Origin of the sequence: Paenibacillus sp. FSL W7-1332 (genome assembly GCF_037969785.1) — a bacterium.
In the GTDB taxonomy this organism is placed as follows: Bacteria; Bacillota; Bacilli; order Paenibacillales; family Paenibacillaceae; genus Paenibacillus_AQ.
On record NZ_CP150209.1, the window covers coordinates 2,712,485 to 2,737,026 of the forward strand.

A 24,542-nucleotide genomic window follows, 5' to 3' on the forward strand; every position below is an offset into this window, starting at 1 on the left:
GATGGGTAGGTATAGCTGTAACGAATCCATTTCCTGAAAACAAAAAAACTTTCGTCCTGTATGAAAAAGGACGAAAGTTTGACTTCCGCGGTACCACCTTTGTTGATGAGCGCAGCTCATCCGGCTTTAACCCTGTAACAGAAGGCACTGTCCTGGCAAGCCAGGCCGCTCGGGGGTAGGTTTCGGAAAGGGGGTCACGGCAAATTCTTTCAGCCCATGGAATTCGCTCTCTGGTCATCGTGCCATATGCTTTCGTACTGGTCCCGTCATTGCGTTTGTGAAAACTGCATTCAATTGTTATTGCAAGAATAGCACATCGTTTTTGTTTTTTCAAAAGGAAAAAGGTTAACCGAACAGGTTCAGCTTGCCGATTCGGTAGGCGGCTTCCTGCATTCGCTCTTCGCTGCTTAACAGGCCGACGCGGACATATCCTTCGCCGTGATCGCCAAAGCCGACACCAGGCGCAACCGCGACCTTGGCCTCCTCAAGCAGCAGATCGGCAAAGGATACCGAAGTAAAGCCCTTCGGTACCGGCAGCCAGCTGAAAAAGGAGCCAGCCGGTTTTTGAGCTTCCCAGCCGATTTCGGACAGGGTGCCATAGAAGGCATCCCTTCTCGATTGGTAGCGTGCCACCAACTCCTCAACGCAGTCTTGCGGCGAGGTGAGAGCCGTGGCCGCTGCTGCCTGAATGCCGCCGAACAGGCTGACATAGATGTGGTCCTGCAGCATATTGATCAGCGAGATGATGTTTTTGTTCCCCAGGGCAAAGCCAACGCGCCATCCGGCCATATTATAGGTTTTGGAGAGCGTGTAAAATTCCACGCCAACTTCTTTGGCTCCTTCTGCCTGCAAAAAGCTGACTGGACGATCTCCATCAAACCCGATCGCTCCATAAGCAAAATCGCTGGCTACAACGATCCCGTGTTCGGCGGCGAATGCTACCGTATCCTCGTAGAAGGACAGGGGAGCGACGGCGGATGTCGGATTATTCGGGTAATTTAAGAACATCAGCTTCGCTTTTTCTCTGTCTGCTGGTGTGATCGCGCCATAGTCGGGAAGAAACCGGTTCGCAGCGGTTAACGGCATGAATTTCATCTGGGCACGGGCCAGTGCAACGCCTGACCAGTAATCCGGATAACCGGGGTCCGGGACAAGACATACATCGCCCGGATTCAGAAGCACTTGCGGAAGCTGTACAAGCCCTGTTTTTCCTCCAAACAGAATCGCTACCTCCGTCTCCGGATCCAGATCCACGTTGTAGTCTTCCTTATATCGATGCGCAATGGCTTCTTTAAGAAAGGAAAAGCCGGTAAAAGGCGAATATTTGTGAAACTGCGGATTGTCGGCCGCTTCCTTCAAGCTGGATACGATATGAGGCGGTGTGGGCTGATCGGGATTTCCCTGTCCGAGATTGATCACATCATGTCCCTGCGCCACTTGGCGGTTTACCTTGGAGACCAAGGTCGCGAAAAATTGCGTGGGCAGCTGGGACATCATCTCGGCCGGCTCTATTTGGAATTCGTTTAATTTGTTGTTCATTGCAGTTTCATCACTCCGTTATCTAATTACGCTCGAATACAGCTGATATTGAAAACAATTAGGATTAATTTAACACGATTTATCAGGGGTGTATAGAGGGAAATGGTGCTTGGGTGTTGCAGCAACAGGGCGGGGGAGGCTATGATGATGACATATAGAGAACGGATGAATTCCTGAAAAAGAGCCCGATCATGGATTTCATGATTACATCGGCGCTGGTGCTGGATTCAACCGGAATAACAGGAGGCTGCAAGATGACTGGAGAAGCAAAGGCTCAATTGAATATCGCACTTATCCAAGCCGATATTGAAATAGGAAACGTAAAGGCCAATATGAGTAAAATGCTCGGCATGATGGAGCAGGCCGCAGCGGCTGATAGGAAGCCGGACGTCATCGTGCTGCCGGAAATGTGGAATACGGGGTATGCGCTGGACCGAATTCAAGAGCTTGCCGATCCCATGGGACAGGAAACCTTTCGCATGCTGAGCGAATTTGCACGAAAACATCGTATCCAAGTCGTAGGCGGGTCTGTAGCCGAACGAATCGAAGATCGGATTTATAACAGCATGTATGTATTTAACCGGAGCGGGGAGCAGATCGCCAAATATTCCAAAATTCACCTGTTCCGCCTGATGGATGAAGAGAAGTTTCTGCAAGCTGGGCAGCAGCCCGTAACCTTTGAGCTGGAACAATTAAAAGCGGGCGCGTCGATCTGTTACGATATACGGTTCCCCGAGCTGTCCCGCACCCTCGCACTCGGCGGCGCTCAAGTGCTGTTTGTGCCAGCGGAGTGGCCGCATCCGCGGCTGCATCATTGGAGAACGCTGCTCATGGCCAGAGCGATCGAGAACCAAATGTACGTCGTTGCGTGTAATCGAGTAGGAACCAGCGGAGAAACGGACTTTTTCGGTCACTCCATGATCATCGATCCATGGGGGGAGGTCATTGCCGAAGGGGATGAGCAGGAAATGATCCTGACCGGTACGCTGGATTGCGGTCTTACGGATGAAGTGAGAGGACGCATTCCGGTTTTTGAAGACCGCCGTCCGAATTTGTATTTTCAATAAAAGTGATGATGGTTAAACTCCTCTAAAAAATGAAGTTTCATCTGGGCAGAGGCGGGTATACTATGGGTAATCCGTCTGAGAGGAGGCTTTGAGAATGATGGCAGACAACAATCAATTCGACAGCCAAAACCATGAGCAGGAAGAAGAGCAGAAACAACAGTTCCGCAACTTTGTGGAAAACGTTGCCGGGGGCGGCAACGGAAAGAACGAGTCGATTCAGGATCAGTCCCGTACAGCGGATGAACAGAACCGATTGATTGACCAGCATAATTTGCGCAAATAAAACTCCGTTTAAAACGAAATGGGAGTGCTATAATTAGACGTTGAAAAGAAGCTCAGCTTGGTCTTGTTCATTGACCTTGGCTGAGCTTCTTCTCTTTATTCATGGGGCAGCGTGCACTAGTCCTGAACGCTCTCCACAACCAGCTTGTCCATGACCTGCTTAAAAGTATCGATGAACGCATCCGCCGCTTTGGACAAATAGCGGCCGTTGCGGTAAGCCACAACCAGCGTGCGGCTCGGAACCGGATCAGCGAGCGGCAAGTAGACAGGAATAAACTCGCTGCGTTTCGCACGGGCGATAAAACGAGGCACCAGCGTTATGCCCATTCCGGTTGCGACCAGAGATTGGAGCGTCTCGATGTTGCTGCTCTCGAATACAACGTTCGGTTCAAAGCCTGCCTCCCGACATATATCAAAGGTGAGCTTCCGGAAGCCCTGTCCTTTTTTGAGGACAACAAACGCTTCGTTTCGGATTTCATCGATTGTGATGGGCCGTACGGGATCGGAGGCTGCCCGCAGCGCAAGCGGATGCTGCGGAGGAACAGCCAAGTCGATCATTTCCTCACCGATGGGAATCCAGGACAGCGACGGCTCGGACAGCGGCAGCGCCAGGAGGCTAAGATCGGCCTTGCCGCTGGCCGTCAGCTTCTCCAGGTTCATGGAGGAGTCTTCCAACAGGGTGATCTCAATATCCGGATATCCCTTTTTAAAGGCAGGCAAAACCCGTGGCAGCAGGTGAGAACCTGTAATCGGCATGCTGCCGACTACGACCTTACCCTTTCGAAGCTGAGAGATATCCGACATCTCCTGCTTCAGCTGCTCGACGGCGTCCATGATCTTCTGGGCATGCTCGACAAAGCTGGCTCCGGCATGGGTAAGCTCAACGTTGCTGGTATTGCGCTGGAACAGCAGCACGCCGAGCTCTTTCTCCAGCTTGGAGAGCTGCTGGCTCAAGGAAGGCTGGGCGATATGAAGCTTCTCCGCGGCTCGGGAAAAATTTTTATCCGCCGCGATTTGCAGCGTATATTGCAGTTGTCTCAGTTCCATTTAAGCATCACTCCGTTATAGCTGAATCCTATTACTTTTATAGATATTATATCTTGGAACAATGAAGAAGGAAATGATATATTACTATCAACGTAAAGATGATGCGTTGTAGATCTTCCTTATATTTAAAGAAGATGACAAGCAAATATCTTCTCATGGACGTAAAGAACAATGGGGTGATGATGATGAGTAAGAAGACAATGTTCGAAAAAATTTGGGATAACCACGTTATTCATCAAGAGGAAGGCAAGCCGGGTATTTTGTACATTGACCTGCATTTGGTTCACGAGGTAACTTCACCGCAAGCATTTGAGGGTTTGCGTCTTAGCGGCCGTAAAGTACGCCGTCCTGAACTGACCTTCGCAACGATGGATCACAACGTTCCAACGAAAGACCGTTTTAACATTACGGATCCGATTTCGAAGCAGCAAATCGATACACTGACCAAGAACTGTCAGGATTTTGGCGTTACCCTGTATGATCTCGATACGATTGATCAAGGCGTTGTGCACGTCATGGGGCCGGAACTTGGCTTAACGCATCCGGGCAAAACGATTGTATGCGGCGACAGCCATACATCCACACACGGTGCATTCGGCGCCCTTGCGTTCGGTATCGGAACAAGCGAGGTTGAGCATGTTCTGGCAACCCAATGTTTGCAGCAGGCCAAAGCAAAGACCATGGAAGTGCGCTTTGTCGGTCGCCGCAATCCGGGCGTAACGGCCAAGGATATGATCCTTGGCGTAATTGCGAAATACGGAACGGATTTTGCAACAGGCTATGTTATTGAGTATACGGGTGAAGCGATCCGCGAATTGTCGATGGAAGAGCGCATGACCGTGTGCAACATGTCCATCGAAGGCGGAGCCAGAGCGGGCATGATCGCTCCGGATGAAACGACGTTTGAATACTTGCGCGGACGTCAATATGTTCCGCAAGGCGAAGCTTTTGATGCTGCAGTAGCCGCTTGGAAAGAGCTTGTGACAGACGAAGGCGCCGAGTTCGACGTGGTGGTTGAGTTCGATGTAGAATCTCTGATCCCTCAAGTAACTTGGGGAACGAGCCCGGGTATGGGTACTGACATTTCCTCGACGGTTCCTAACCCTGCGGATTTCAAGACCGAGAATGAGCGCAAGGCAGCGGAGAAAGCGCTGGAGTATATGGCGCTTGTGCCAGGGACGCCAATGTCCGAAATTCCGATCGATTATGTCTTTATCGGTTCTTGCACGAATGGACGCATTGAAGATTTGCGTGCGGCAGCAGCCGTAGCGAAGGGCCATAAAGTGTCCAGCAATGTGACAGCCATCGTTGTTCCCGGATCAGGCCGAGTGAAGATCCAGGCTGAACAAGAAGGGCTCGACAAAATTTTTGTTGAAGCGGGTTTCGAATGGCGTGAAGCAGGCTGCAGTATGTGTCTCGCGATGAATCCGGATGTACTGAAGCCGGGACAACGCTGCGCATCCACGTCCAATCGTAACTTCGAAGGACGCCAAGGCCGCGGCGGCAGAACGCATCTCGTGTCGCCGGCAATGGCAGCGGCAGCTGCGGTTAAAGGACGCTTTGTGGATGTACGTGACTGGAACTTTGCAGCCGAAGAAGTTGTGAGCTAAGAAGGACGGAGGAGAAGTTTATGCAAGCATTTACGAAATTACACGGTATTGTCGCACCTGTAGACCGGGTGAATGTAGATACGGACGCCATTATTCCGAAACAGTTTTTGAAACGGATTGAACGTACAGGATTTGGACAGTTTCTGTTTTACGAGTGGCGGTTTGATGAAGAGGGAGGCAATATCGACACCTTCTCGCTGAACCAGCCTCGTTACCAAGGCTCGACCATTCTGATTTCCCGTGCCAACTTTGGCTGTGGTTCTTCCCGTGAGCATGCCCCTTGGGCGATTCTCGATTACGGATTCCGCGTGGTCATCGCTCCATCGTTTGCTGACATTTTCTACAATAACTGCTTTAAGAACGGGATTCTTCCGATCAAACTGTCGGAGGAGCAGGTGGAAGAATTGTTCCAGCGCACAGAAGGTAATGAAGGATATAAGCTGAACGTCGATCTGGAGAGCAAAACGATAACGGATGATCAAGGACTCCATATTGACTTTGATCTTGACGAGCACCGCCGTCAATTCCTGCTTCAAGGGCTGGATGACATCGGTTTGACGCTGCAGCATGAAAGTGCAATCGATGCATACGAGAAGAAGCATGGGGAGCGTCTGTTCGCTTAATCTCGCAATTCCACTGCAAAAGGTTACAAGATTATTAAACTTCCATTTCCTGTGTAGGAAATGGAAGTTTTTTTTGGTATTATGGAATTAATATGCAGCGGCAGCCAAGAGGAATCATTGTTTTATGTCAGTATTTGTCCGGCAGCGTCTGTCGGGAATGTGCTGATTTACATATTTTTAGTTTTATTGCTAGATTTGCTTTTCAAATTTAATCATGGGATGATCGAGGTGGATTCATGAAGAAGTTAGGGTTTGTAATGATGTTGATAGTCTTCTTGCTGGCGTTTCCGAAAAGTGGTGAAGCCAGTTCTTCAAATGCGGCCATTTTTCTTGACGGGGAACCATTGAATTTGTCTTCGGGCGTCCAGGTAGCCAACATGAAAGGTAACGTGATGATTCCGATCCGCGTGGTATCCGAGAATCTCGGCTTCAAGGTAGGTTGGGAGAAGGCCAGCCAAACCGTTACCGTTGAGAACAGCGAGAAGACGGTCCGCATGGTGGTCGGCAGCCATCAGGCAGAATTGAACGGTGCTCAGGTTGATCTGAATTTACCACCTGTCTTGAATGGGAAGAGCACGCTTGTGCCGCTTCGGTTTGTTAGTGAACAGATGGGGCTTGATGTGAAATGGGACAACCAGACGAAGGCAGTGTTCCTCTCCAGCTCCCTACCACCGGTCTCTGAAGGAGAGGTCGATCCAGGTGCCGGAAACAATCCGGGCAGTCAAACACCTCCGCCTGTCGAAACAGGGAACCAGGCAGCCATGACGGGGCTCAGCTTTAGCGACAATCGGTTGATGATTGCTACAGAAGGTGCGGTTACGCCAAATGTCTTTAAAGTGACAGGACCCGATCGGATTGTTATCGATCTTCCCGATACCGTATTCTCTTCTGCATTCCTGGCTGGACATGCTGTGAATCCGCAAAGCGGCGGCGAGATGGAAATCACGGATTATCCCGATGTTATGAAAGTACGATATGCCATGTTCAGTGACAATCCGTCAACTGTGCGTATTGTCATCGACCTGACAGGACCTACAAATTATGGAGTAACCCAAGAAGCGGGGCTCATTATTGTTGACCTGAACGCAGAGGGAGAAATCCTCGTACCGCCCGTTCCCCCGGTGACCGGCAACGGCAAGAAGACGGTTGTTATTGATGCCGGTCACGGCGGCAGTCAGCCGGGCGCGATCAGCGCGAACGGTAATCAAGAGAAGGTTCTTAATCTTAATATTGCTTTGAAAGTGGAAGCCTTGCTGAGAAAAGAAAAGAACATTAATGTTGTGATGACGCGGAGCGACGATTCAACGCTGGGTCTTAGCGATCGCGTGAAAGTGGCGAATTCCATAAAGGCCGATATATTTGTATCGATTCACGGAAACAGCAACAATTCCAGCAGTCCGCACGGCACAGAGACTTACTTCACGAGAGATGCCAGCAAACCTTTGGCGAACGTGATGCATAAACATCTTGTCAAGGCGACTGAACTCATGGATCGGGGAGTCAAATATAGCAGTCTTCATGTGACGAGAGAAACGACGATGCCGGCTGTCCTGCTCGAGATTGGCTTTTTGAGCAACAAGGGTGACGAAGCCCAGTTGTTTGAAGACGATTTCCAGAATCGTGTTGCACAAGGTATTGTAGCGGGTATTAAAGAATATCTTCAAGTACAATAATGTGTACAAGATTTGATGAACTTAGAGGGGGACGAAAGTCATGAACAAAAAATATTGGATGACAGGATTGCTGGCGCTGCTGCTTGCATTTAGTGCCGGCTGTGGACAGAAGCCGACTGCAGCCCCTGCCGAGACAAATCCGGAGACCGCAACAGAAGAAGTACAAACGCCGCAGGATAATCCGGAAGAAACGGCGGCTGATGATCATAAGGAAGATGAAGCAATACCTGTAAACGCGGGCGAGGGAACAAGCACACCACCGCAGAGCACAACCGGTGAAAGCACTGGGACCCCTGTGGATACAAAGGATGTGAATGCAACGGAGGACCAAGCGAAGAAGGCCAATATTAAACTCTATTATACGGACCCTGAGATGATCGATCTGAAAGAGGCAAGCAAAGAGATCACGTACTCGGGTGAAGAAGATAAATATAAGAAAGCCTTTGAAGGACTTCAAACGAGCAGTGATGCCGAACTAAGTCCACTATGGTCGGATAAGATTACGCTGAAGTCACTTAAGTTTGATAAAGGAGCTTTGACGCTGGATATCACCAAACCAGCCGAAGCCAACCTCGGATCCGGAGGGGAAATGTTTGCGATTGATGCCTTGCAGAAAACCTTCTTCCAGTTCGATGAGGTGCAGTCCCTGGAATTGCTGGTAGATGGTAATCAGATCGAAAGTTTAATGGGACATGTTGAGCTGGAGCATCCAATGACTCGGAAGTAGTTATAAGGTACTATTAACGAAATTCAAATGAAGGACTAAACACCTATTTCAGTTTTTGAAATAGGTGTTTTTTTGGTAAAAAGGGAACAATTTCGCAACTTTCATCGTGACTTTGCGTCTATAGGTTGTCAGGTAATGTCGGACAGGCTGAGTGCAGAAACGCCAATCTGTGGCAAAATAATAGGATGGTAGGGGTGAAGGATGAAGAAGTTCGGTTTTTTAATGTTTCTGGTTGTCATCATGATTGCGTTTCCTAAAATGGCGGATGCGAGTTCGTACAGCGCAAAGATTTACCTGGATGGTCAACAAATCAATCTGTCATCTGGCGTGAAGGTCGAGAACAATAACGGCACCGTCATGGTTCCGATCCGTGTCATATCCGAGAATCTGGGATTTGACGTGTACTGGAACAAGGCGACCAAGACGGTAACTGTCCAAGACGGCTCGCAGACAGTAACGATGGTGATTGGAAGTCAGCAAGCTGACATCAACGGTCAGCGCGTACAAATGACCAAGGCACCTGTTCTACGCGGTGGAACAACACTGGTTCCCATCCGGTTTGTAAGTGAGCAGATGGGCCTTCAAGTAAGATGGGATAACGCGAAGAAGTCCGTCTATCTGACCTCGTCCTACGACGGGAGTAACCCTAGTGAAGAGCCTGGCGTAACTACGTCGACTGTGGACGGCATCAGTTTCAGCGAAAACAGGCTGATGGTCGCCGTTACGGGCAATGCCAAGCCGAATGTATCAAAGCTTAGCAATCCGGACCGTATCGTCATCGATATGGTGAACACGAATTTCTCGGATACGTTCAGCAGCAATGCCAGCTTTGATGACGTGATGAAGACCGGTCAGATGGACGTAACGGGATATCCGGATGTCAAATCCGTACGTTATTCCTTGTACAACAGCAACCCGATGACCGTGCGCATTGTCATTGATCTCAACTATGGCAAAAATTACACCGTTTCAGGCCTTGAGAACGGATCGGGCCTATTCATTGTGGATTTGAATACGGGCTCCAACCCTACACCTGGTACAGGCGGGAAGAAGCTTGTGGTCATAGATGCGGGTCATGGAGACCACGATCCGGGAGCAATCGGGGTAACGAAGAAGAGGGAGAAGGATTTCAACCTCGCGATGGCGCTGAAAGTTGAGAAATTGTTGGCCAAAGAACAAAATATCGAAGTCGTTTTGACTCGCAGTAACGATACTTTCCTCGAGCTGAAGGATCGCGCAAAAATTGCGAATGATCTGAAGGCTGATGTTTTCATATCGATACATGCTAATAGCGGCCCTTCCACTGCAAGCGGAACCGAAACCTATTACTACCATGAATCTGACAAAGCGCTGGCGAATGCACTCCATAAAGAGATCGTAAAGGCTATGGGCTTAAAGGATCGCGGAGTGAGATACGGCAATTTCCATGTCATTCGCGAGACCAAAATGCCTGGCGCTCTGCTGGAAGTCGGGTTCCTGAGCAACAAGACCGATGAGAGCAAGCTTTTTGATCCGGCAACGCAGGATCGAGTAGCCGAGGCCATTGTCAGAGGGATCAAAAATTATTTGAAGGTTGATTAACGATACGACAGGGATCGTGATTGCAGGAGGTGGCTACTTTTGAATAAAAAAATATGGTCGGCTGGCCTACTGGCAGCCGTAATGCTGATTGGTGCCGGTTGCGGGCAGAAACCCGGAGCAGCTCCGGACAATACGCCTGGGCAAGTAACGCCTGCACCTGATGATCAGACAGGACAGGATCATAGTGGAGCGTCGAACGGATCAGGCGGATCGTCTACGGGCAGCGGCAGCGAAGTGACAACGCCGGAAGCAAAAACAGAGAGCATCAAAGCCTATTACACGGATCCAGATTTGATGGAGCTGGTAGAAGGTACGGCCGAAATTTCGTATAAGGAAGATCAAGAAAAATACGAAGCGGCGTATCAAGCATTGCAAAAGAGCGATAAGGCCGATATGGTTCCCCTGTGGGAGAAAATCGGACTGAATTCGTTGAAATTTGAAAACGGAGCTCTGACGCTCGATGTGACGGTTCCGGACGAAGCTAACCTGGGTGCAGGCGGCGAGTCGTTTGCCATCGATGCGATCAAAAAAACCTTTTTCCAGTTTGACGAAGTGAAATCACTTCAAATTCTGGTGGATGGTCAGCAGACCGAATCGTTAATGGGTCATGTCGATATGGAAAATCCGATGACTCGGTAATGATGGTTGAAGGAGATCACGATCTGCTGTCGAATATTAGTATATGATGAAGCAGTAGTTATTGAGAGGGGAAAGAAAATGGTACTTAGACACAGCAAACATGTTCATTCCAAAAAAGTGGTCTCCGCCGTCATGGCCGGACTTATAGCATTCGGAGGCGGGGCTTCGATCGTCTCGGCAGATGAAGAAGCGTCAAATGCGACAACGGCAAATGCATCCCAAACGGCCATAAACGCATTCAGTGACGTTAATGCCGGATATTGGGGAGAAAAGTATATTTATCAGTTAGCAGCACAGGGGATCGTGACCGGGAATAACGGAAAGTTTCGTCCGAACGATCCCGTAACGCAGCAGGAAGCCGTAACGATGGCGATCCGGTTCTTAAGCATGCAGGATCAATTAAGCAACGGCGCTGCGACATTACCGACAAATATTAAAGTGAATGATTATTTTACGAAGTATGTTGAACTGGCTTTTCAGCAAAACCTGCTCGACAAGCAAAAAGAATCCGGATATACGGACGAGAAAGTCATTTGGGGCGCGCAGAAAGCATCCCGGGAATGGATAACCGAAGTCCTTGTCCGTTCCATTGGACGTACGGCGGAGGCTGATGCAGCTAAAAATAAAGCGACAGGCTTTGCGGATAACGCCAAGATATCCCCGGATCGTCTGGGATATGTCAATGTAGCCGTTGAGTTAGGTCTTGCAAAAGGCTTGAACGGCAACAAGTTCGATCCGCAAGGGGCCGTTACCCGTGCCCAGCTTGCAACGTTCCTCAGCCGTGCCCAGGCCTACATTACCACAAATTACGAGAACCAATACAAAGGTTCTATCGCTTCGATCGAGAACGGCAAGCTGGAGCTTTATGCCGATGGCAAGCTGAATTCATTCAAGCTGGATAATTCGACAGCGTATTTCACCTCGGATTCGGAGAAGAGATTGCAATTCTCGGAGATCAATCCTTACACACAAGCAGTGGTCATCGTGAATAACGGAACGGCTGCTTACGTAGAAATTACGGATTCGACCCAGCAAGTGGAGCGGCTTGACCGCACATATGCACGTTTGTCGCCGAACAACGTCATTTGGCTGGATACTGGCAGCACCTTTGAAGAGTTGAGTTACGAGCCAAGCACGGTGTTCCTGGATCAGAACGGAACCAAGATCGATCCGAAGACGCTTGCTGCCGGCAGTCTGCTTACGATTGAACGCGAAACATACAGCCCGCAGAAGAAAATCGTGTCAATCCGGGTGAAGAGCGGCTTGGTTAACAAGACGGGAGCAGGCGTCGTTCAGAACGTGGATACGGTAAACAAAAGAGTAACCCTTAAGGATAGCACCGGTTATGAGGATACGTACACGTGGGATGATGCCACCGTCATTCGATATCAGAATCAGATTTTGGCTCCGGCTGAATTGAAGAGCGGCTACACCGTGAACTTTTCGGTAGAAAACAGCGTTCTGCAGACGATGGAAGTTACGCAAAGCGTCGATCGTACCGTGCAGGCAATGCTTTATTCCATTGAAGAGAACGGGAAGACCATCACATACAAGCGAAGTGGAAGTACACAGCTCGAAACGAAGTATCTGGCAGAGAAGCCGGAAATCTTTATTAACGGCGTGGCTAAACCTGTTCTGTCCGATTTACTCGCTGATGCCGTATCCGGTGACCAGGTAACACTGACCATTAACGCTGAGGAAAAAATTTCGAAAATCGAAGTAACGGGTCGTCAAATCGAGCAGTTGGATGCCGTTACCGTCGTAAATTACGACGGGAAGACGCACTGGCTGACCGTCAAGGATGCGAACAACCAGCCTCGTGTAATCGTCTTGGATGACAAGACGAAGCTGGACTCGAGCTACGGAACCACGCTGGATAAAGTTGGACCACTGCTTGTCTCGGGACGCAAGGTAAGTGTCTCCCTGATTGGTACCCGCGTACTCTCATTAGAAGTGGTATACAAAGTAGAAGGTAAAATTAACAGCATTAATACATCCAAGCAAGTGATTTCGATTATGACCGCTAACGGTAAAGCGGAAGAAATCTCTTACTACAATAGTCCGATTGTGGAAATCTTCGGCAGATCAGGCGCATCCCTGGCAGATTTGCGGATTGGTGACGAAGTGTTAGCCCAGCTGTCGAACAATCAGGATTACTTACAGAGCTTAAAACTCAAAACTTCCGCACAATTTGAGGTTGTTTCAACGGAACCCACAAGGAACCGTATTCGAGTGAAAGCAAACGGCTCCACAAGCGATATTTATACCGATAAATCCATATTGACCGGCGAAACCGGACAAGTAATTCTGCTCGCTGATTTGCGTCCGGGAGCACTCGTTAATATAACGTTCCAAGGCTTAACGCCTGTAGCGGTAGCTGAAGTTAAATTGACGCTTGGCGAAGTGACAAGCGTTGATGCTTCCGCAAATGCATTGACCACGAAGGATTATTCAGGCAATAGCCAGACGTTAGGTGTAAGCGGCGGAGTTAAAGTCGTTAAGAATGGTTCAACGGCTTCGAATTTAAGCGCATTGACCTCAGGAGATCGCGTAGAGATTCGAAAAGACATTCAGGGCGTTACCATTATCCAGGTTCTGGAGAAGGTTGAACGTGCATTCTGGCAGGCAAGCAATACGGAAATTCAAGTAAAACGCAAATCGATTAACGATAATTTCCGGTATGTATTATCGGATAAAGTATTTGTTCATCAAGGTGACACTACTTTGTCCGTGCAATCCCTTAAGGAAAATGATAATATTGTACTGTACTTAAACAACGGTGTCGTTGTTGAGATCGTAAAACAGTAAATTATCGACCTGGGATTGCTCGAGAAACACCGTCTTGATGCGGGGATTTCCGCATCAAGATTTTTTTTTGCGGGAGGGAAATCATATGAATGCGGCAACGGTACGGCATATTTTGGACACGATGGAGAGCATGTTTCCGGATGCACATTGCGAACTGCATCACAGCAATGCGTTTGAGCTGACCATCGCCGTGCTGCTGTCCGCCCAGTGCACGGATGAAACGGTTAATAAAGTGACAAGGGATCTGTTTCAGAAATACAAAACGCCTCTGGATTATGTATCGGTACCGATCGAGGAACTTGAGCAGGATATTAGGCGGATCGGATTATACCGGAATAAGGCCAAACATATTCAGAATTTGTGCAGGATTCTGATCGAACAGTATGGCGGTGAGGTACCGGAAGCTCATGATGAGCTGGTCAAATTACCTGGGGTTGGACGTAAGACAGCCAATGTCGTCGTTTCCAATGCCTTTGGTGTGCCTGCCATCGCGGTAGACACGCATGTGGAGCGGGTTTCCAAGCGACTTGGACTGGCCGCCTGGAAAGATTCCGTGCTGGAAGTGGAGAAAAAGCTGATGAAGCGGGTACCGCGTGAAGAATGGACGCTGACCCATCATCGGATCATTTTTTTCGGACGGTATCACTGCAAGGCTCAAAATCCGCAATGCCCGGTATGCCCATTGCTGGATGTTTGCCGTGAAGGAAAGAAACGTATGAAAACCTTAGCAGTCAGGAAGAATAAGGAACAACTGTAAAACAGCAAGAAATAGACAAAAAAGAGGTTCATCTGATTCGTTGGAAACACGGTACTTTAATGAATAGCTAGCGAAATGGACATAATTGCAAGCAAGCGCAATGCTTGCCTTTGTCTCCGGATTTCTATCTTTAGCCGCATGGGTGAATGGAAATCTGGAAACAACAGTGATCAAAAGTCGGTTTTTCGCGAGGTAAAAGAGACGGTATCCTGGATCGGCATGAGCTAAATTTAAAAGAGGATGGGATTACACATGAAATGCATCTCTGTTTACACCGACAATTTTGAATTGTTCTCAGATATTTTTGAACATGTGGTGGAGAGCCAAAGCCAGCTGAGTGAGAATGAAGAGCAAGAAGTCGAAGGCGTGACGTTCAGTCATTCCGGGGATGCTCCCGAGCATTATCTGGAGCGTATGTCGCAGAAGCCTGAAGTGGTGGTCATGCGCGATAAATCACGCGGGTTAACCATTCTGCAGCACGGAAATGTCTTTGAAATTTTAATTCCGGCAGAAGAAAACACCGTTGTATCTTAAGTTCTTCAAATTTGATGTTTTAAAATATGAGATAAACCTGGTTCTTCAGGGTGATCGAGTGTGTACTTTCACCTCATTCCTCCTGTATGTGCCGGCATTAAGAAGGTTTGGACCCATGGCAGGCAAGGAAGATCACTTCCTTGACCTGCCATTTTGCATAGATAAAGGACTGTTATATCAAGACAACGGCCGAAAATGAAATGCAATGATTCCTTTACAGTGCAAGCGGTGATAAAATAAAATGATGTGAATAGAATGTGTCAGAAATTGAGAGATCAATGGACAGGAGCGAGAAATGACATTGAAGTTGATGGCTGAGCATGAAATCGGATACAGTGTTACGGAACTAACCAGAGTTCGGGACCGTTTTTTGGAGTGGAATGACGAATCTTCCTCCGCTTTGACGGAGGATTTAATACGCAAGGGTACAGGTGGTGAGCTGACGCTGGCCTTCTGCGGACATTTTTCCGCAGGGAAGTCGAGCATGATTAATGCGCTTTGCGGCAAAAAGGTACTGCCCTCGGGTCCGGTACCGACAAGTGCGAATGTGGTTACAATCCGAAGCGGTGAGCCACGTGCGTTGATTCACCGATCTGCTGCGGAGCCTGGAGAGCCTTTAACGGTAACAATCGACGAACTTGCCGAATACTGCAAGGAGGGCCGGGAGTATTCCGCGATTGAAGTGTGGGATGATGTGCCGCTGCTTGGCGAAGATGGCGTCTTGATGGATACCCCCGGGGTTGATTCAACGGATGACGGGCACCGGCTTGCCACGCATTCTGCCCTCCATATGGCTGACATCGTTTTTTACGTCATGGATTATAATCATGTGCAGTCCGAGAGTAATCTGATGTTTGCCAAGAGTTTGTCCGATTGGGGCAAACCGCTGTATCTGATCGTCAATCAGATCGACAAGCATCGTGATGACGAGTTGACGCTTTCTGCTTATCTGAATGACGTGAAGAAGGCGTTCGCCCAGTGGAAGATCACGTATAAGGGGCTGCTATGCACTTCGCTTAAAGCTCAGGATCATCCCTATAATCAATGGGGGTTACTAAAGTCCTTGATCGGTGAACTGATATCTCATAAGGAGCCGTTGCTGCGCTACAGCGTATCCTGCTCTATTCGTCATGCTGCCGATCAGCATGTGGAGGCCTATACCAGAAGCCATCAGGAAGAGAAGGAGCGGCTGCTGGAGGAAATGGGCGGCGAGGAGGCCGCAGCGGCGATGAAAGCACGGCTGCAGGAGCTGGAGGATCAAAAAAGAACCGTCCAGCTGCTGCCAGAGACCGTTCGCTCGGAGCTGCGCAAAGAAGCGGATATCCTTCTGGCAAACGCCAATCTGACGCCGGCGGATGTTCGGGATTTAAGTCTGGCCTTTCTGGAAAGCCGCAAAAGCGGGTTTAAAGTCGGGTTTCTGTTCACAGGCGGCAAGACGGAAGAGGAGCGTCGGCGCCGTCTCGAGGCTTTCTATCATCGATTGGAGGAACAGACCGCATCGCAGATCGATTGGCATCTGCGTTCGCTGTTCCGTAAAAGCGTGGAACAGCATACGGAGTGGAATACCGAATGGGAGAGCCTGATGGACGCTGAGTTTCCCGGTGTGCGGGAGGATATGATTACGCGGATCGTGAATCCGGAAGCGACGGTGTCCGGCGAATACGTACTGAACTATAACCGGGAGCTGGCCGAGGAAATCAAGGGCAGCTACCGCAGGGCCGTGTTGGTGCTGGCCGACCGGCTGAAGGCGGTATTGACGGACGCTGCGGCCGTCCGTCTGCAGGACCTGGAGCGCCAGGGTGCCGAGCTCCTGGCGCAATCTGCGGCTTCCGCCAGCTATGCAGCCCTGCAGCAGGCGGAAGCCGCCCGTGCGGCCGAGCTGGCGCAGCTGCTCCCGCCGCGCACCTCCCTCACCCCCGGCCTCCTGCCGGAGGTGAGGGAGCCGGAAGGGCAGCCCGCGCCAGCGGCTGCCCAGGGCGGTGCCCCGGCGGCGCAGCCGGGGCACGGGCGCACGGCGCCCCGCGCCGCCGGGACGCAGGCGGCGGCACCGCAGCGGCGCCAGCGGCTGGATGCCGCGGCAGCCGAGCTGCGCGCGGCGGCCGCGCTGCTGGCGCCGCATCCCGCGCTGGCATCGGCCGCGCGGGATATAACCGCCCGCGCGGATGCGCTTGCGGGCGGCTCGTTCACTTTGGCGCTGTTCGGCGCGTTCAGCGCCGGGAAGTCCTCCTTCGCCAATGCTCTGCTTGGCGAGTCGGTATTGCCGGTATCACCGCACCCGACAACGGCGGCGGTGAACCGGATTGTGGCACCGGCAGAAGGGAAAACCCATGGTACCGCAGACGTGCGCATGAAGAGCCGCGAGATGTGGTGGGACGATTTGAAGTACTCCTTCAGCGTGCTGGGTCTCCAAGAACCAACTCCGAGCAATTGGCGAAGCGCGGCAGAAGCATTGAATCCGGCCGGTATTCATCCGGCAGGATTGCCGCATTATGGGTTTCTGAAGGCTGCGGCAGCCGGCTTTGACATGATGGAGACCAAACTGGGTATGACAGAAACCGTAGAGCTGGCGGAATATCGGGGCTATGTGGCCGACGAAACCAAATCCTGTTTTGTTGACGGGATAGATCTGTATTACAGCTGTCCGATGACAGAGCAGGGGATCGTGCTGGTGGATACGCCTGGAGCCGATTCCCTTCATGCCCGGCACACCGGCGTAACGTTCAATTATATTAAAAATGCGGACGCTATCGTATACGTAACGTATTACAACCATGCTTTCTCCAAAGCGGATCGGCAATTCCTGTCCCAGCTGGGCAGGGTTAAAGACAGCTTTGCGCTGGATAAAATGTTTTTTATCGTCAATGCCGCAGATCTTGCACAATCCGAAGAGGAACTGGATGAGGTGGTGAAGCATGTTCGTACCAACCTGACGTCCAGCGGGGTAGGCAGCCCGCATATCTTCCCTGTTTCCAGTTTGGCAGCGCTGGATAGTAAGCTGTATGGGGATGAAGCGAAATTGCAGGAATCGGGGTTCCCGGTATTTGAAGATGCGCTTAGCCGTTTTGCGGTTGAAGAGCTGCCAAGGCTTTCAGAGCGCGCCGGTTATGATGAACTGGCTTCGGTGAGGGATCGAATCATAGCTTGGGCCGATATGGCAGCCCAGGATGAGACCACGCGTGAGCGTAAAATCGTGGAGCTGGAAGAGGTTCACAAACGAGCCTTATCCCGTCTTGCGGCTTTAACGGAGATTAACATGTCCCGTGATATCGCGCAGGAAAGCAGCGAGCTGCTGTTTCATGTACGGCAGCGGTTGGATTATGCCATGAACCGTTTCTTTCAGGAGTCGTTTAATCCTTCCGTGCTTCGGGAGGACGCAGGTCACCTGAAATCGGCCTTTGCGGCTTGCGGGCGTGATTTGATGCGGACGATGTCCACGGAGCTGGATCAGGAGTTATGGGCAACAACGCTTCGATTAGAGATGGCCGGCCGCAAATTAACCGAAGACGCAGCGCTTAAAGCAGCAGCGGATATCAACGGTATGGCCGAGGGCTTGTCCCTTGCCATCCGGAGGGATAAGGACTGGTCACCGCCGGAGCTGGAAGAAACGGAATTGCAAATACAAGGGGATTGGTTGGCCTTCTGGTCGACATTTAAGAACCCGAAGCATTTCTTTGAGGGCAGCGGAAGCTTCAAGCTTCGAGAAGCGGCAGAGCCGAAGGTGAAGGAAGCCGTGGCGAGTGTGGTGAGCATTCGGGAAGAGCAGCTGACGGACCACTATGTTCGGATGAGTGTACGTTCATTGCAGCATCATGTATCGGTGTTGGAGGAACAGCTGAAGGAATCCATGGCTGCCATCCTCGGTTCGCTGCAGGACGGTCAGTCTCCGTTGTTGTGGAGTAAGCTGGCGAATGAGCTGGAAGCTATGATTCAGGCGGCTCGGTAATGGCGGATCTTATGCCATAACATGTGCACACAACGAAAGGTGTAGATGTTGGAGTCTGAAGCTTCCATACGAATAACGATGTTATGCAGGTCTAAACTCCAATCGCATACTTTTCCATCAAAGGGCGTCCCAAATGCCATCCTGGCGGGGCGCCTTTTTTCCTATGCTCGTTCGGGTGGATAAGGTCAAGAGGATGGTATGACATATTTTAATCCGTTACAACGTTCGCACTGGGGTGAAAACGGCTTAGGATTTTACCCTTTTTCAAGCATGTTCAAAAAAGTCGGAAATCGTGGATGAAGCCTGATGGTTGAAGGGACTGACAATGTGATTATATCCCCTAGTATTAATGAGAATTTCCGATGATTTCATTATGAAACAAAGATAAGTTATACTATTTGCCCCCTTTAGGTCCTTTTGGCTCATTTATGGCGGTTTTCCCTCTTTGCCGCGGGTTCAGGTCGATGATAAACTTCATAAATGCTACATAACCTGAACGAAAATAATCCAAAGGAGGATAAACATGAATGTTCTCAGGCAACTGCAGGGCTTCTTTTGGGAGAAACGAAGTTATCTTTTTCTTTCCATGCTGTGTCTGGCGATTGCAACCGCTTTAGGACTTGTCTATCCGCATCTGTTAAAAGTGCTGATTGACGATGCAATCAAGCTGGAGAATTACGGTATCGTACCGCAGCTGGCACTCACTGTGCTGGGTGTGGTCATCCTTAAAGCTTTCATGCAGTTTTTGCACGGATTTTTTGGGGGAGGCTGGGGAACTACCTGGCTTATGCGCTACGAAACGCCTGCTATGAAAAATTGCAATTTCTATCGTTCCGTTACTATGACACGGCTCGGACCGGGGATTTGATGTCACGGCTGACGGGCGATTTGGAAGCGATTCGAATGTTTATCGGCTTCGGTTTTGCTCAGCTGCTCAATCTGGTATTGATGGTGACTTTCGGTTCCATTATGATGTTTACCATTAGCTGGAAATTGACGCTCGTAACTTTGGTAGCGATGCCATTTTTGGTTGTGGCGGCTCTAAAGTTCGAATCCAAGATCCATCCGGCATTCCAGGAGATGCGTCTGGCACTAAGCTCGCTGACGACCGCGGTTCAGGAGAATATCACGGGTGTTCGTACCGTAAAGTCTTTTGCTCGCGAGCCTCACGAAGTGGAGAAATTCTCCGAACGGAATGAGCGTTACAAAACCAACCAGATATTTGCCTCTTCCCTATGGGCCCGTTACTTCCCGATGATGGAGCTCTTCGCGAATATCAGTGTCGTCATTTTGCTAGCCGTCGGCGGAGCGATGGTCATCCAAGGTTCCATGACGGTAGGGGAACTGGCAGCTTTCTTTACTTTGATCTGGTACATAATCGGCCCGCTTTGGGGAATCGGGTTTCACATTAATAACTACACGCAGTCCAAGGCATCGGGTGAACGGGTATTGGAGCTGCTGAATCAGCCGATCGATGTCGAAGACCGTGAGCGTGCGGTAGATTTGGTGCCAAGCGAGGTGAAGGGTCATGTCGTATTTGATAATGTCACCTTTGCTTACGGTAACAAGATGGCGGCCGTCAAAGATATTAATCTGGATGCTCGTCCCGGCTCCGTGATCGGCCTGCTTGGGGGAACGGGGTCTGGTAAATCAACCATTATCCAGCTCTTGATGCATGCCTACAATGTGAATCAGGGCAGCATCAAACTAGACGGCATGAACATTAATGATATAAAGATCCGGAGTCTGCGCAGCCAGATTGCCACGGTCTTTCAGGAGACCTTCTTGTTCTCGTCCAGCATCCGCAACAATATTTCTTACGGCATGAAGGACGTTAGCATGGAAGAAATCATCCGTGTTGCAAAGCTGGCCAAAGCCCATGACTTTATTATGGAAATGAAGGATGGTTACGATACCATTGTCGGCGAACGGGGGATGGGACTTTCCGGCGGACAGAAGCAGCGGATTGCGATTGCACGAGCCCTTCTGAAAGATCCGAAAATCCTGATCCTGGATGATGCCACCAGTGCTGTAGATATGGAAACCGAGCATGAAATTCAGTCCGGCTTCCAGGAAGTCATGAACGGCAGAACGACATTTATTATCGCTCACCGGATTTCTTCTTTGCGTCATGCGGATGAAATTCTCGTTCTGGATGAGGGAAGAGTTGTGCAGCGCGGCAAGCATAACGATTTGATTGCAGTGCCGGGGCCTTATCAGGATGTATACAAAATACAATATGCGGACCTTATTGCGAAGCAAGCTCAAGCAGGAGGCACGCAAGGGCAGGTGCAAGCATGAACGCCAATGTAAATACTGAACCGCATCAAAAGCAAAAGATTCCGAGGCCGCGGAAGCCTTCGGAAGAAACGAATGAACGTTTTGTATACAAGGACGACGATGCGATTGAAAAGCCGTTTAACTGGGCGCAGCTGACGCGTCTGATCTCGTATATGAAACCTTACGCCAAACAGATTCTCCCGTTGATCGGCCTTATGATGGTCATCGGTACCATAACGAAGCTGGCCATTCCGTTCTTGACCAGTTTGGCAATCGACCAGGCCATAGACCCGAGGGACGGCAACCCGAGCTTAACCCTATTGTATCAGATTACAATCGCGGTTCTTGCGATGTATATCATTCAATGGGTTGCAGGAATATTTCGTATCAGATTTACGAATATCATCGGTCAGCGGGTCATTTATGACCTGCGAGCAGATCTGTTCCAGCACATTCAGCGCTTATCCTTCAATTTCTTCGACAAGCGTCCGGCTGGATCTGTGCTGGTCCGGGTTACGAATGATGTTAACTCCCTGCAGGATTTGTTTACCAACGGGGTTGTCAACCTGATCATCGACTGCGTGCAGTTAGTAGGTATTGTCGTTATTCTTTTGTTAATAAACTGGAAGCTCGGTCTTGCTGTTATTGTCACGGTACCGATCATGTTCTTCATCTCGACGAAACTCCGTGTACGCATCCGGCGTGCATGGCAGGATGTACGGATTCGGAACTCGCGGATTAACTCTCACTTGAATGAATCGATTCAGGGGATCCGCGTAACCCAAGCTTACACGCAAGAAGAAGAGAATATGAAGTTCTTTGATAACATGAACATGGACAGCAAAAAGTCCTGGGATAAAGCGTCCGCCATGAACCAAGGGTTTGGGCCTCTTATCGAAATTACCGGCGGTTTCGGTTCATTGATCTTGTTCTGGCTCGGTGCCGTGTTGATCCAGCAAGGCGAGCTCACCATCGGTCTGTTAATTGCCTTCACCCAATATGTCGGAAACTTCTGGGAGCCGATCAACCGGCTTGGCCAAATGTATAACCAATTGCTTGTCGCCATGGCTTCCTCTGAACGTATTTTTGAGTTTATTGACGAGAAGCCGAGCATTGATGATCAGCCTGGGGCGAAGAAATTGCCAACGATTAAAGGGGACATCAAGCTGGAGAATGTGGTGTTCGAATACGAAAAAGGACGTCAGGCTCTCAAAGGGATCAATCTGAATGTAAAGGCAGGCCAGTCGATTGCGCTTGTCGGTCATACCGGATCAGGCAAGAGTACTATCATTAATCTGCTCAGCCGATTCTATGATATTACCGAAGGTAAGCTAACGATTGACGGATACGATATCCAATCGGTGACGGTGGAAAGCCTCCGCAATCAGATTGGCATCGTGCTGCAGGATACCTTTATATTCTCCGGCACGATTCGCGATAATATCCGGTTTGGCCGTCTGGATGCGACCAATGAGGAGATTGAGGATGTAGCCAAGGCGGTCGGCGCCCATGAATTCATCGTTCAGATGCCGGGGGGTTACGATACCGAGGTTGAAGAACGCGGGAATATGCTGTCTATGGGTCAGCGGCAGCTGCTGTCCTTTGCCAGGGCGCTCCTTGCCGATCCGCGGATTCTGATTCTGGATGAAGCAACGGCGAGTATCGATACCGAGACGGAGTTGAAAATTCAAGAAGCTCTTAAAGTGCTGCTTCAGGGCCGAACCTCCTTCATCGTGGCGCACCGTTTATCAACGATCCGCCATGCCGATCATATCGTTGTGCTGGATCACGGTAAGATTATCGAAGAAGGAAATCACAGCCAGCTTATGCAGAAGCAGGGTACGTACCATGGGTTGATTGAAGCACAATACCGATTTTTGTAAAAACGGCTTAACAAAGGTTTAACAAAACCGACACAAATGTAAAAAAAATGTCGCTCGATACTTGCAATCTTCTTCATAAACTTACAAAATAGAAGTAGAGTTTACTCAGAATTCATAGAAGAAGGGAAGCATGAGGGTATAATGAGCATCGAAAGCGTATTATCTGCGCCTGCACTGCTGATTCGAAACTTTGAGAAGAATGATTTGGAAGCTGTCACATCCTTGATGCGCGAACTGAATTATCCGACCACGCTGAATGTCATGCGTGAACGGATGGAAGCGATGAACGACAATCCTTTGTACGGCAATCTGATTGCTGAAGTTGATGGTGTTGTTGTTGGTATGATCATGCTTCGTCAAGTCAAATCCTTCACTATGACCGAACCGGTCACTCAAATTACTTCGGTTATTGTAACCTCAAGCTACCGCGGCCAAGGAATTGGCAAAAGATTGATTCGCGGTGCAGAGACATGGGGAAGACAGCATGGTAGCCACCTCTTGTTTCTCACAAGCGGCAACCGGGAAGAACTTGCTCCCGCACATGCATTTTATGAGCATATTGGATTTGAAAAGGCTGGATATCAGTTTAGTAAAAAGCTGTAATCCAGGGGCTTTTCATGAACCCATCCCATTTTTGGGATGGTTTTTTTCTTGTAAAAAGAAAACCATACGCTATGCGTATGGTTCAGGATAGCTTAAGCGTTGTATAAAAAAATCCTCCGAAGTGTTAAGATAAATTCGGTTCGCCAACCAAATTTAAAACACGAGGAGGAGATCAGATGGCATCTGATGTGAACAGTTTAGCACATACAAAATGGAATTGTAAGTATCACATAGTGTTTGCACCAAAGTACAGAAGACAAGTGATCTATGGGAAATTGAAAGAGATATAGGAAAAATACTAAGACAATTGTGTGAAAGAAAAGGTGTAGAAATTATAGAAGCAGAGGCATGTAAAGATCATATACACATGCTGGTAAGTATACCGCCGAAAATAAGTGTGTCATCATTTATAGGGTATCTAAAAGGGAAGAGTAGCTTAATGATATTTGATCGCCATGCAAATTTAAAATATAAGTATGGGAATCGAAAATTCTGGTGTAAAGGGTTTTATGTGGACACGGTAGGAAGGAACAAGAAAGTGATTGAAGAGTATATACGAAATCAGTTACAAGAAGACGTGGTTGCAGAGCAAATGACGCTGGAAGAGTATATAGATCCATTCACAGGAGAAGAAACAGGAAGCAAACGAAAGAAGAAGAACTAGAAGACCCCTTAAGGGGTAGCCGAAAAAGTAGTGCGGTTGGCGAACGATTCAATGCCCTTTAGGGCTGGCCAGTAACAAAGGCTTTCAGCCGCAGAGCAAACCACCCGTTCACACGGGTGGTTTATTTGTTATGACCTAAAAATCGATTGAAAGACCACCGATATAAAAAGAGATTCATCGCTTGAATCAGGCATTAATCACTACATATGATCTGGGACTAATGTCGACTTGATCACCTATGTATAGGTAGGAATTCAAGGGCGCTTTTCCAACAATTGTAGG

At 49.4% G+C, this 24,542-nt stretch carries 16 protein-coding genes, 2 pseudogenes and 1 other annotated feature; of the genes and pseudogenes, 16 read left to right on the forward strand and 2 right to left on the reverse strand.

Annotated features, from left to right (window positions below; genetic code table 11):
- Positions 1-63: 63 nt before the first annotated feature.
- Positions 64-279: a binding site (T-box leader), on the reverse strand.
- Positions 280-345: 66 nt separating this feature from the next.
- Positions 346-1,539 carry a pyridoxal phosphate-dependent aminotransferase gene (locus MKX98_RS12065; RefSeq protein ID WP_220685814.1) on the reverse strand — a complete coding sequence of 398 codons (1,194 nt, stop codon included), beginning with the start codon at positions 1,537-1,539 and terminating at the stop codon, positions 346-348.
- Positions 1,540-1,793: 254 nt separating this feature from the next.
- Between MKX98_RS12065 and MKX98_RS12070 the strand changes: the two genes are divergently transcribed.
- Entirely contained in the window at positions 1,794-2,606 is an 813-nt protein-coding gene (locus MKX98_RS12070; protein ID WP_220687468.1) for a carbon-nitrogen family hydrolase, read from the forward strand.
- Positions 2,607-2,700: 94 nt separating this feature from the next.
- A complete protein-coding gene (locus tag MKX98_RS12075) occupies positions 2,701-2,889 on the forward strand; it encodes a hypothetical protein (RefSeq protein ID WP_233354816.1) in 189 nt (62 codons plus the stop codon).
- 116 nt (positions 2,890-3,005) lie between these two features.
- On the opposite strand, the gene MKX98_RS12080 is transcribed toward MKX98_RS12075, so the two are convergent.
- Positions 3,006-3,935: a LysR family transcriptional regulator gene (locus MKX98_RS12080; protein WP_071218349.1), complete on the reverse strand. Its 930-nt coding sequence runs from the start codon at positions 3,933-3,935 to the stop codon at positions 3,006-3,008.
- A gap of 185 nt (positions 3,936-4,120) precedes the next feature.
- Here MKX98_RS12080 and leuC point away from each other — a divergent pair, with 185 nt between their 5' ends.
- The 14 genes and pseudogenes from leuC to tnpA all read left to right on the forward strand — a co-directional run bounded on the left by leuC (position 4,121) and on the right by tnpA (position 24,260).
- Complete coding sequence (gene leuC / locus MKX98_RS12085) at positions 4,121-5,545, forward strand: 3-isopropylmalate dehydratase large subunit (RefSeq protein WP_071218348.1); 1,425 nt, start codon at positions 4,121-4,123, stop codon at positions 5,543-5,545.
- A 20-nt stretch (positions 5,546-5,565) separates the two neighbouring features.
- Positions 5,566-6,168 (forward strand): 3-isopropylmalate dehydratase small subunit, encoded by a 603-nt coding sequence (leuD, locus tag MKX98_RS12090; RefSeq protein WP_194541983.1) that lies wholly within the window; start codon positions 5,566-5,568, stop codon positions 6,166-6,168.
- Positions 6,169-6,404: 236 nt separating this feature from the next.
- The gene (locus MKX98_RS12095) at positions 6,405-7,841 is read left to right on the forward strand and encodes an N-acetylmuramoyl-L-alanine amidase family protein (protein WP_220685813.1); all 1,437 of its coding nucleotides are present in this window, start codon (positions 6,405-6,407) and stop codon (positions 7,839-7,841) included.
- A gap of 40 nt (positions 7,842-7,881) precedes the next feature.
- Positions 7,882-8,568: a GerMN domain-containing protein gene (locus MKX98_RS12100; RefSeq protein WP_194541985.1), complete on the forward strand. Its 687-nt coding sequence runs from the start codon at positions 7,882-7,884 to the stop codon at positions 8,566-8,568.
- Between the two features lie 201 nt (positions 8,569-8,769).
- Positions 8,770-10,149, forward strand: a complete 1,380-nt coding sequence (locus MKX98_RS12105; RefSeq protein ID WP_220685811.1) for an N-acetylmuramoyl-L-alanine amidase family protein — start codon at positions 8,770-8,772, stop codon at positions 10,147-10,149.
- A 39-nt stretch (positions 10,150-10,188) separates the two neighbouring features.
- Entirely contained in the window at positions 10,189-10,788 is a 600-nt protein-coding gene (locus MKX98_RS12110; RefSeq protein WP_220685810.1) for a GerMN domain-containing protein, read from the forward strand.
- A gap of 78 nt (positions 10,789-10,866) precedes the next feature.
- Positions 10,867-13,596, forward strand: coding sequence for an S-layer homology domain-containing protein (locus tag MKX98_RS12115; RefSeq protein WP_339223127.1), 2,730 nt, complete (start codon positions 10,867-10,869; stop codon positions 13,594-13,596).
- A gap of 85 nt (positions 13,597-13,681) precedes the next feature.
- Complete coding sequence (nth, locus tag MKX98_RS12120; protein WP_220685808.1) at positions 13,682-14,353, forward strand: endonuclease III; 672 nt, start codon at positions 13,682-13,684, stop codon at positions 14,351-14,353.
- Between the two features lie 252 nt (positions 14,354-14,605).
- A complete protein-coding gene (locus tag MKX98_RS12125) occupies positions 14,606-14,887 on the forward strand; it encodes a hypothetical protein (RefSeq protein WP_006209564.1) in 282 nt (93 codons plus the stop codon).
- A gap of 295 nt (positions 14,888-15,182) precedes the next feature.
- Positions 15,183-18,830: a dynamin family protein gene (locus MKX98_RS12130; protein WP_339223129.1), complete on the forward strand. Its 3,648-nt coding sequence runs from the start codon at positions 15,183-15,185 to the stop codon at positions 18,828-18,830.
- Between the two features lie 523 nt (positions 18,831-19,353).
- Positions 19,354-21,131, forward strand: a pseudogene (locus MKX98_RS12135) (ABC transporter ATP-binding protein).
- On the forward strand, positions 21,128-22,993 hold the full coding sequence (locus tag MKX98_RS12140) for an ABC transporter ATP-binding protein (protein ID WP_233354817.1): 1,866 nt from the start codon (positions 21,128-21,130) through the stop codon (positions 22,991-22,993). Before MKX98_RS12135 ends, MKX98_RS12140 begins: the two are co-directional and overlap by 4 nt.
- A 141-nt stretch (positions 22,994-23,134) precedes the next feature.
- The gene (locus MKX98_RS12145) at positions 23,135-23,596 is read left to right on the forward strand and encodes a GNAT family N-acetyltransferase (RefSeq protein ID WP_071218337.1); all 462 of its coding nucleotides are present in this window, start codon (positions 23,135-23,137) and stop codon (positions 23,594-23,596) included.
- A 176-nt stretch (positions 23,597-23,772) separates the two neighbouring features.
- Positions 23,773-24,260, forward strand: a pseudogene (gene tnpA, locus MKX98_RS12150) (IS200/IS605 family transposase).
- Positions 24,261-24,542 lie beyond the last annotated feature (282 nt).

What these genes read in the sequence shown, in the direction of transcription:
- MKX98_RS12065 (WP_220685814.1), bottom strand. Translation starts at nt 1,539, where the DNA reads ATGAACAACAAATTAAACGAATTCCAAATAGAGCCGGCCGAGATGATG.
- MKX98_RS12070 (WP_220687468.1), top strand. Translation starts at nt 1,794, where the DNA reads ATGACTGGAGAAGCAAAGGCTCAATTGAATATCGCACTTATCCAAGCC.
- MKX98_RS12075 (WP_233354816.1), top strand. Translation starts at nt 2,701, where the DNA reads ATGATGGCAGACAACAATCAATTCGACAGCCAAAACCATGAGCAGGAA.
- MKX98_RS12080 (WP_071218349.1), bottom strand. Translation starts at nt 3,935, where the DNA reads ATGGAACTGAGACAACTGCAATATACGCTGCAAATCGCGGCGGATAAA.
- leuC (WP_071218348.1), top strand. Translation starts at nt 4,121, where the DNA reads ATGAGTAAGAAGACAATGTTCGAAAAAATTTGGGATAACCACGTTATT.
- leuD (WP_194541983.1), top strand. Translation starts at nt 5,566, where the DNA reads ATGCAAGCATTTACGAAATTACACGGTATTGTCGCACCTGTAGACCGG.
- MKX98_RS12095 (WP_220685813.1), top strand. Translation starts at nt 6,405, where the DNA reads ATGAAGAAGTTAGGGTTTGTAATGATGTTGATAGTCTTCTTGCTGGCG.
- MKX98_RS12100 (WP_194541985.1), top strand. Translation starts at nt 7,882, where the DNA reads ATGAACAAAAAATATTGGATGACAGGATTGCTGGCGCTGCTGCTTGCA.
- MKX98_RS12105 (WP_220685811.1), top strand. Translation starts at nt 8,770, where the DNA reads ATGAAGAAGTTCGGTTTTTTAATGTTTCTGGTTGTCATCATGATTGCG.
- MKX98_RS12115 (WP_339223127.1), top strand. Translation starts at nt 10,867, where the DNA reads ATGGTACTTAGACACAGCAAACATGTTCATTCCAAAAAAGTGGTCTCC.
- nth (WP_220685808.1), top strand. Translation starts at nt 13,682, where the DNA reads ATGAATGCGGCAACGGTACGGCATATTTTGGACACGATGGAGAGCATG.
- MKX98_RS12125 (WP_006209564.1), top strand. Translation starts at nt 14,606, where the DNA reads ATGAAATGCATCTCTGTTTACACCGACAATTTTGAATTGTTCTCAGAT.
- MKX98_RS12130 (WP_339223129.1), top strand. Translation starts at nt 15,183, where the DNA reads ATGACATTGAAGTTGATGGCTGAGCATGAAATCGGATACAGTGTTACG.
- MKX98_RS12140 (WP_233354817.1), top strand. Translation starts at nt 21,128, where the DNA reads ATGAACGCCAATGTAAATACTGAACCGCATCAAAAGCAAAAGATTCCG.
- MKX98_RS12145 (WP_071218337.1), top strand. Translation starts at nt 23,135, where the DNA reads ATGAGCATCGAAAGCGTATTATCTGCGCCTGCACTGCTGATTCGAAAC.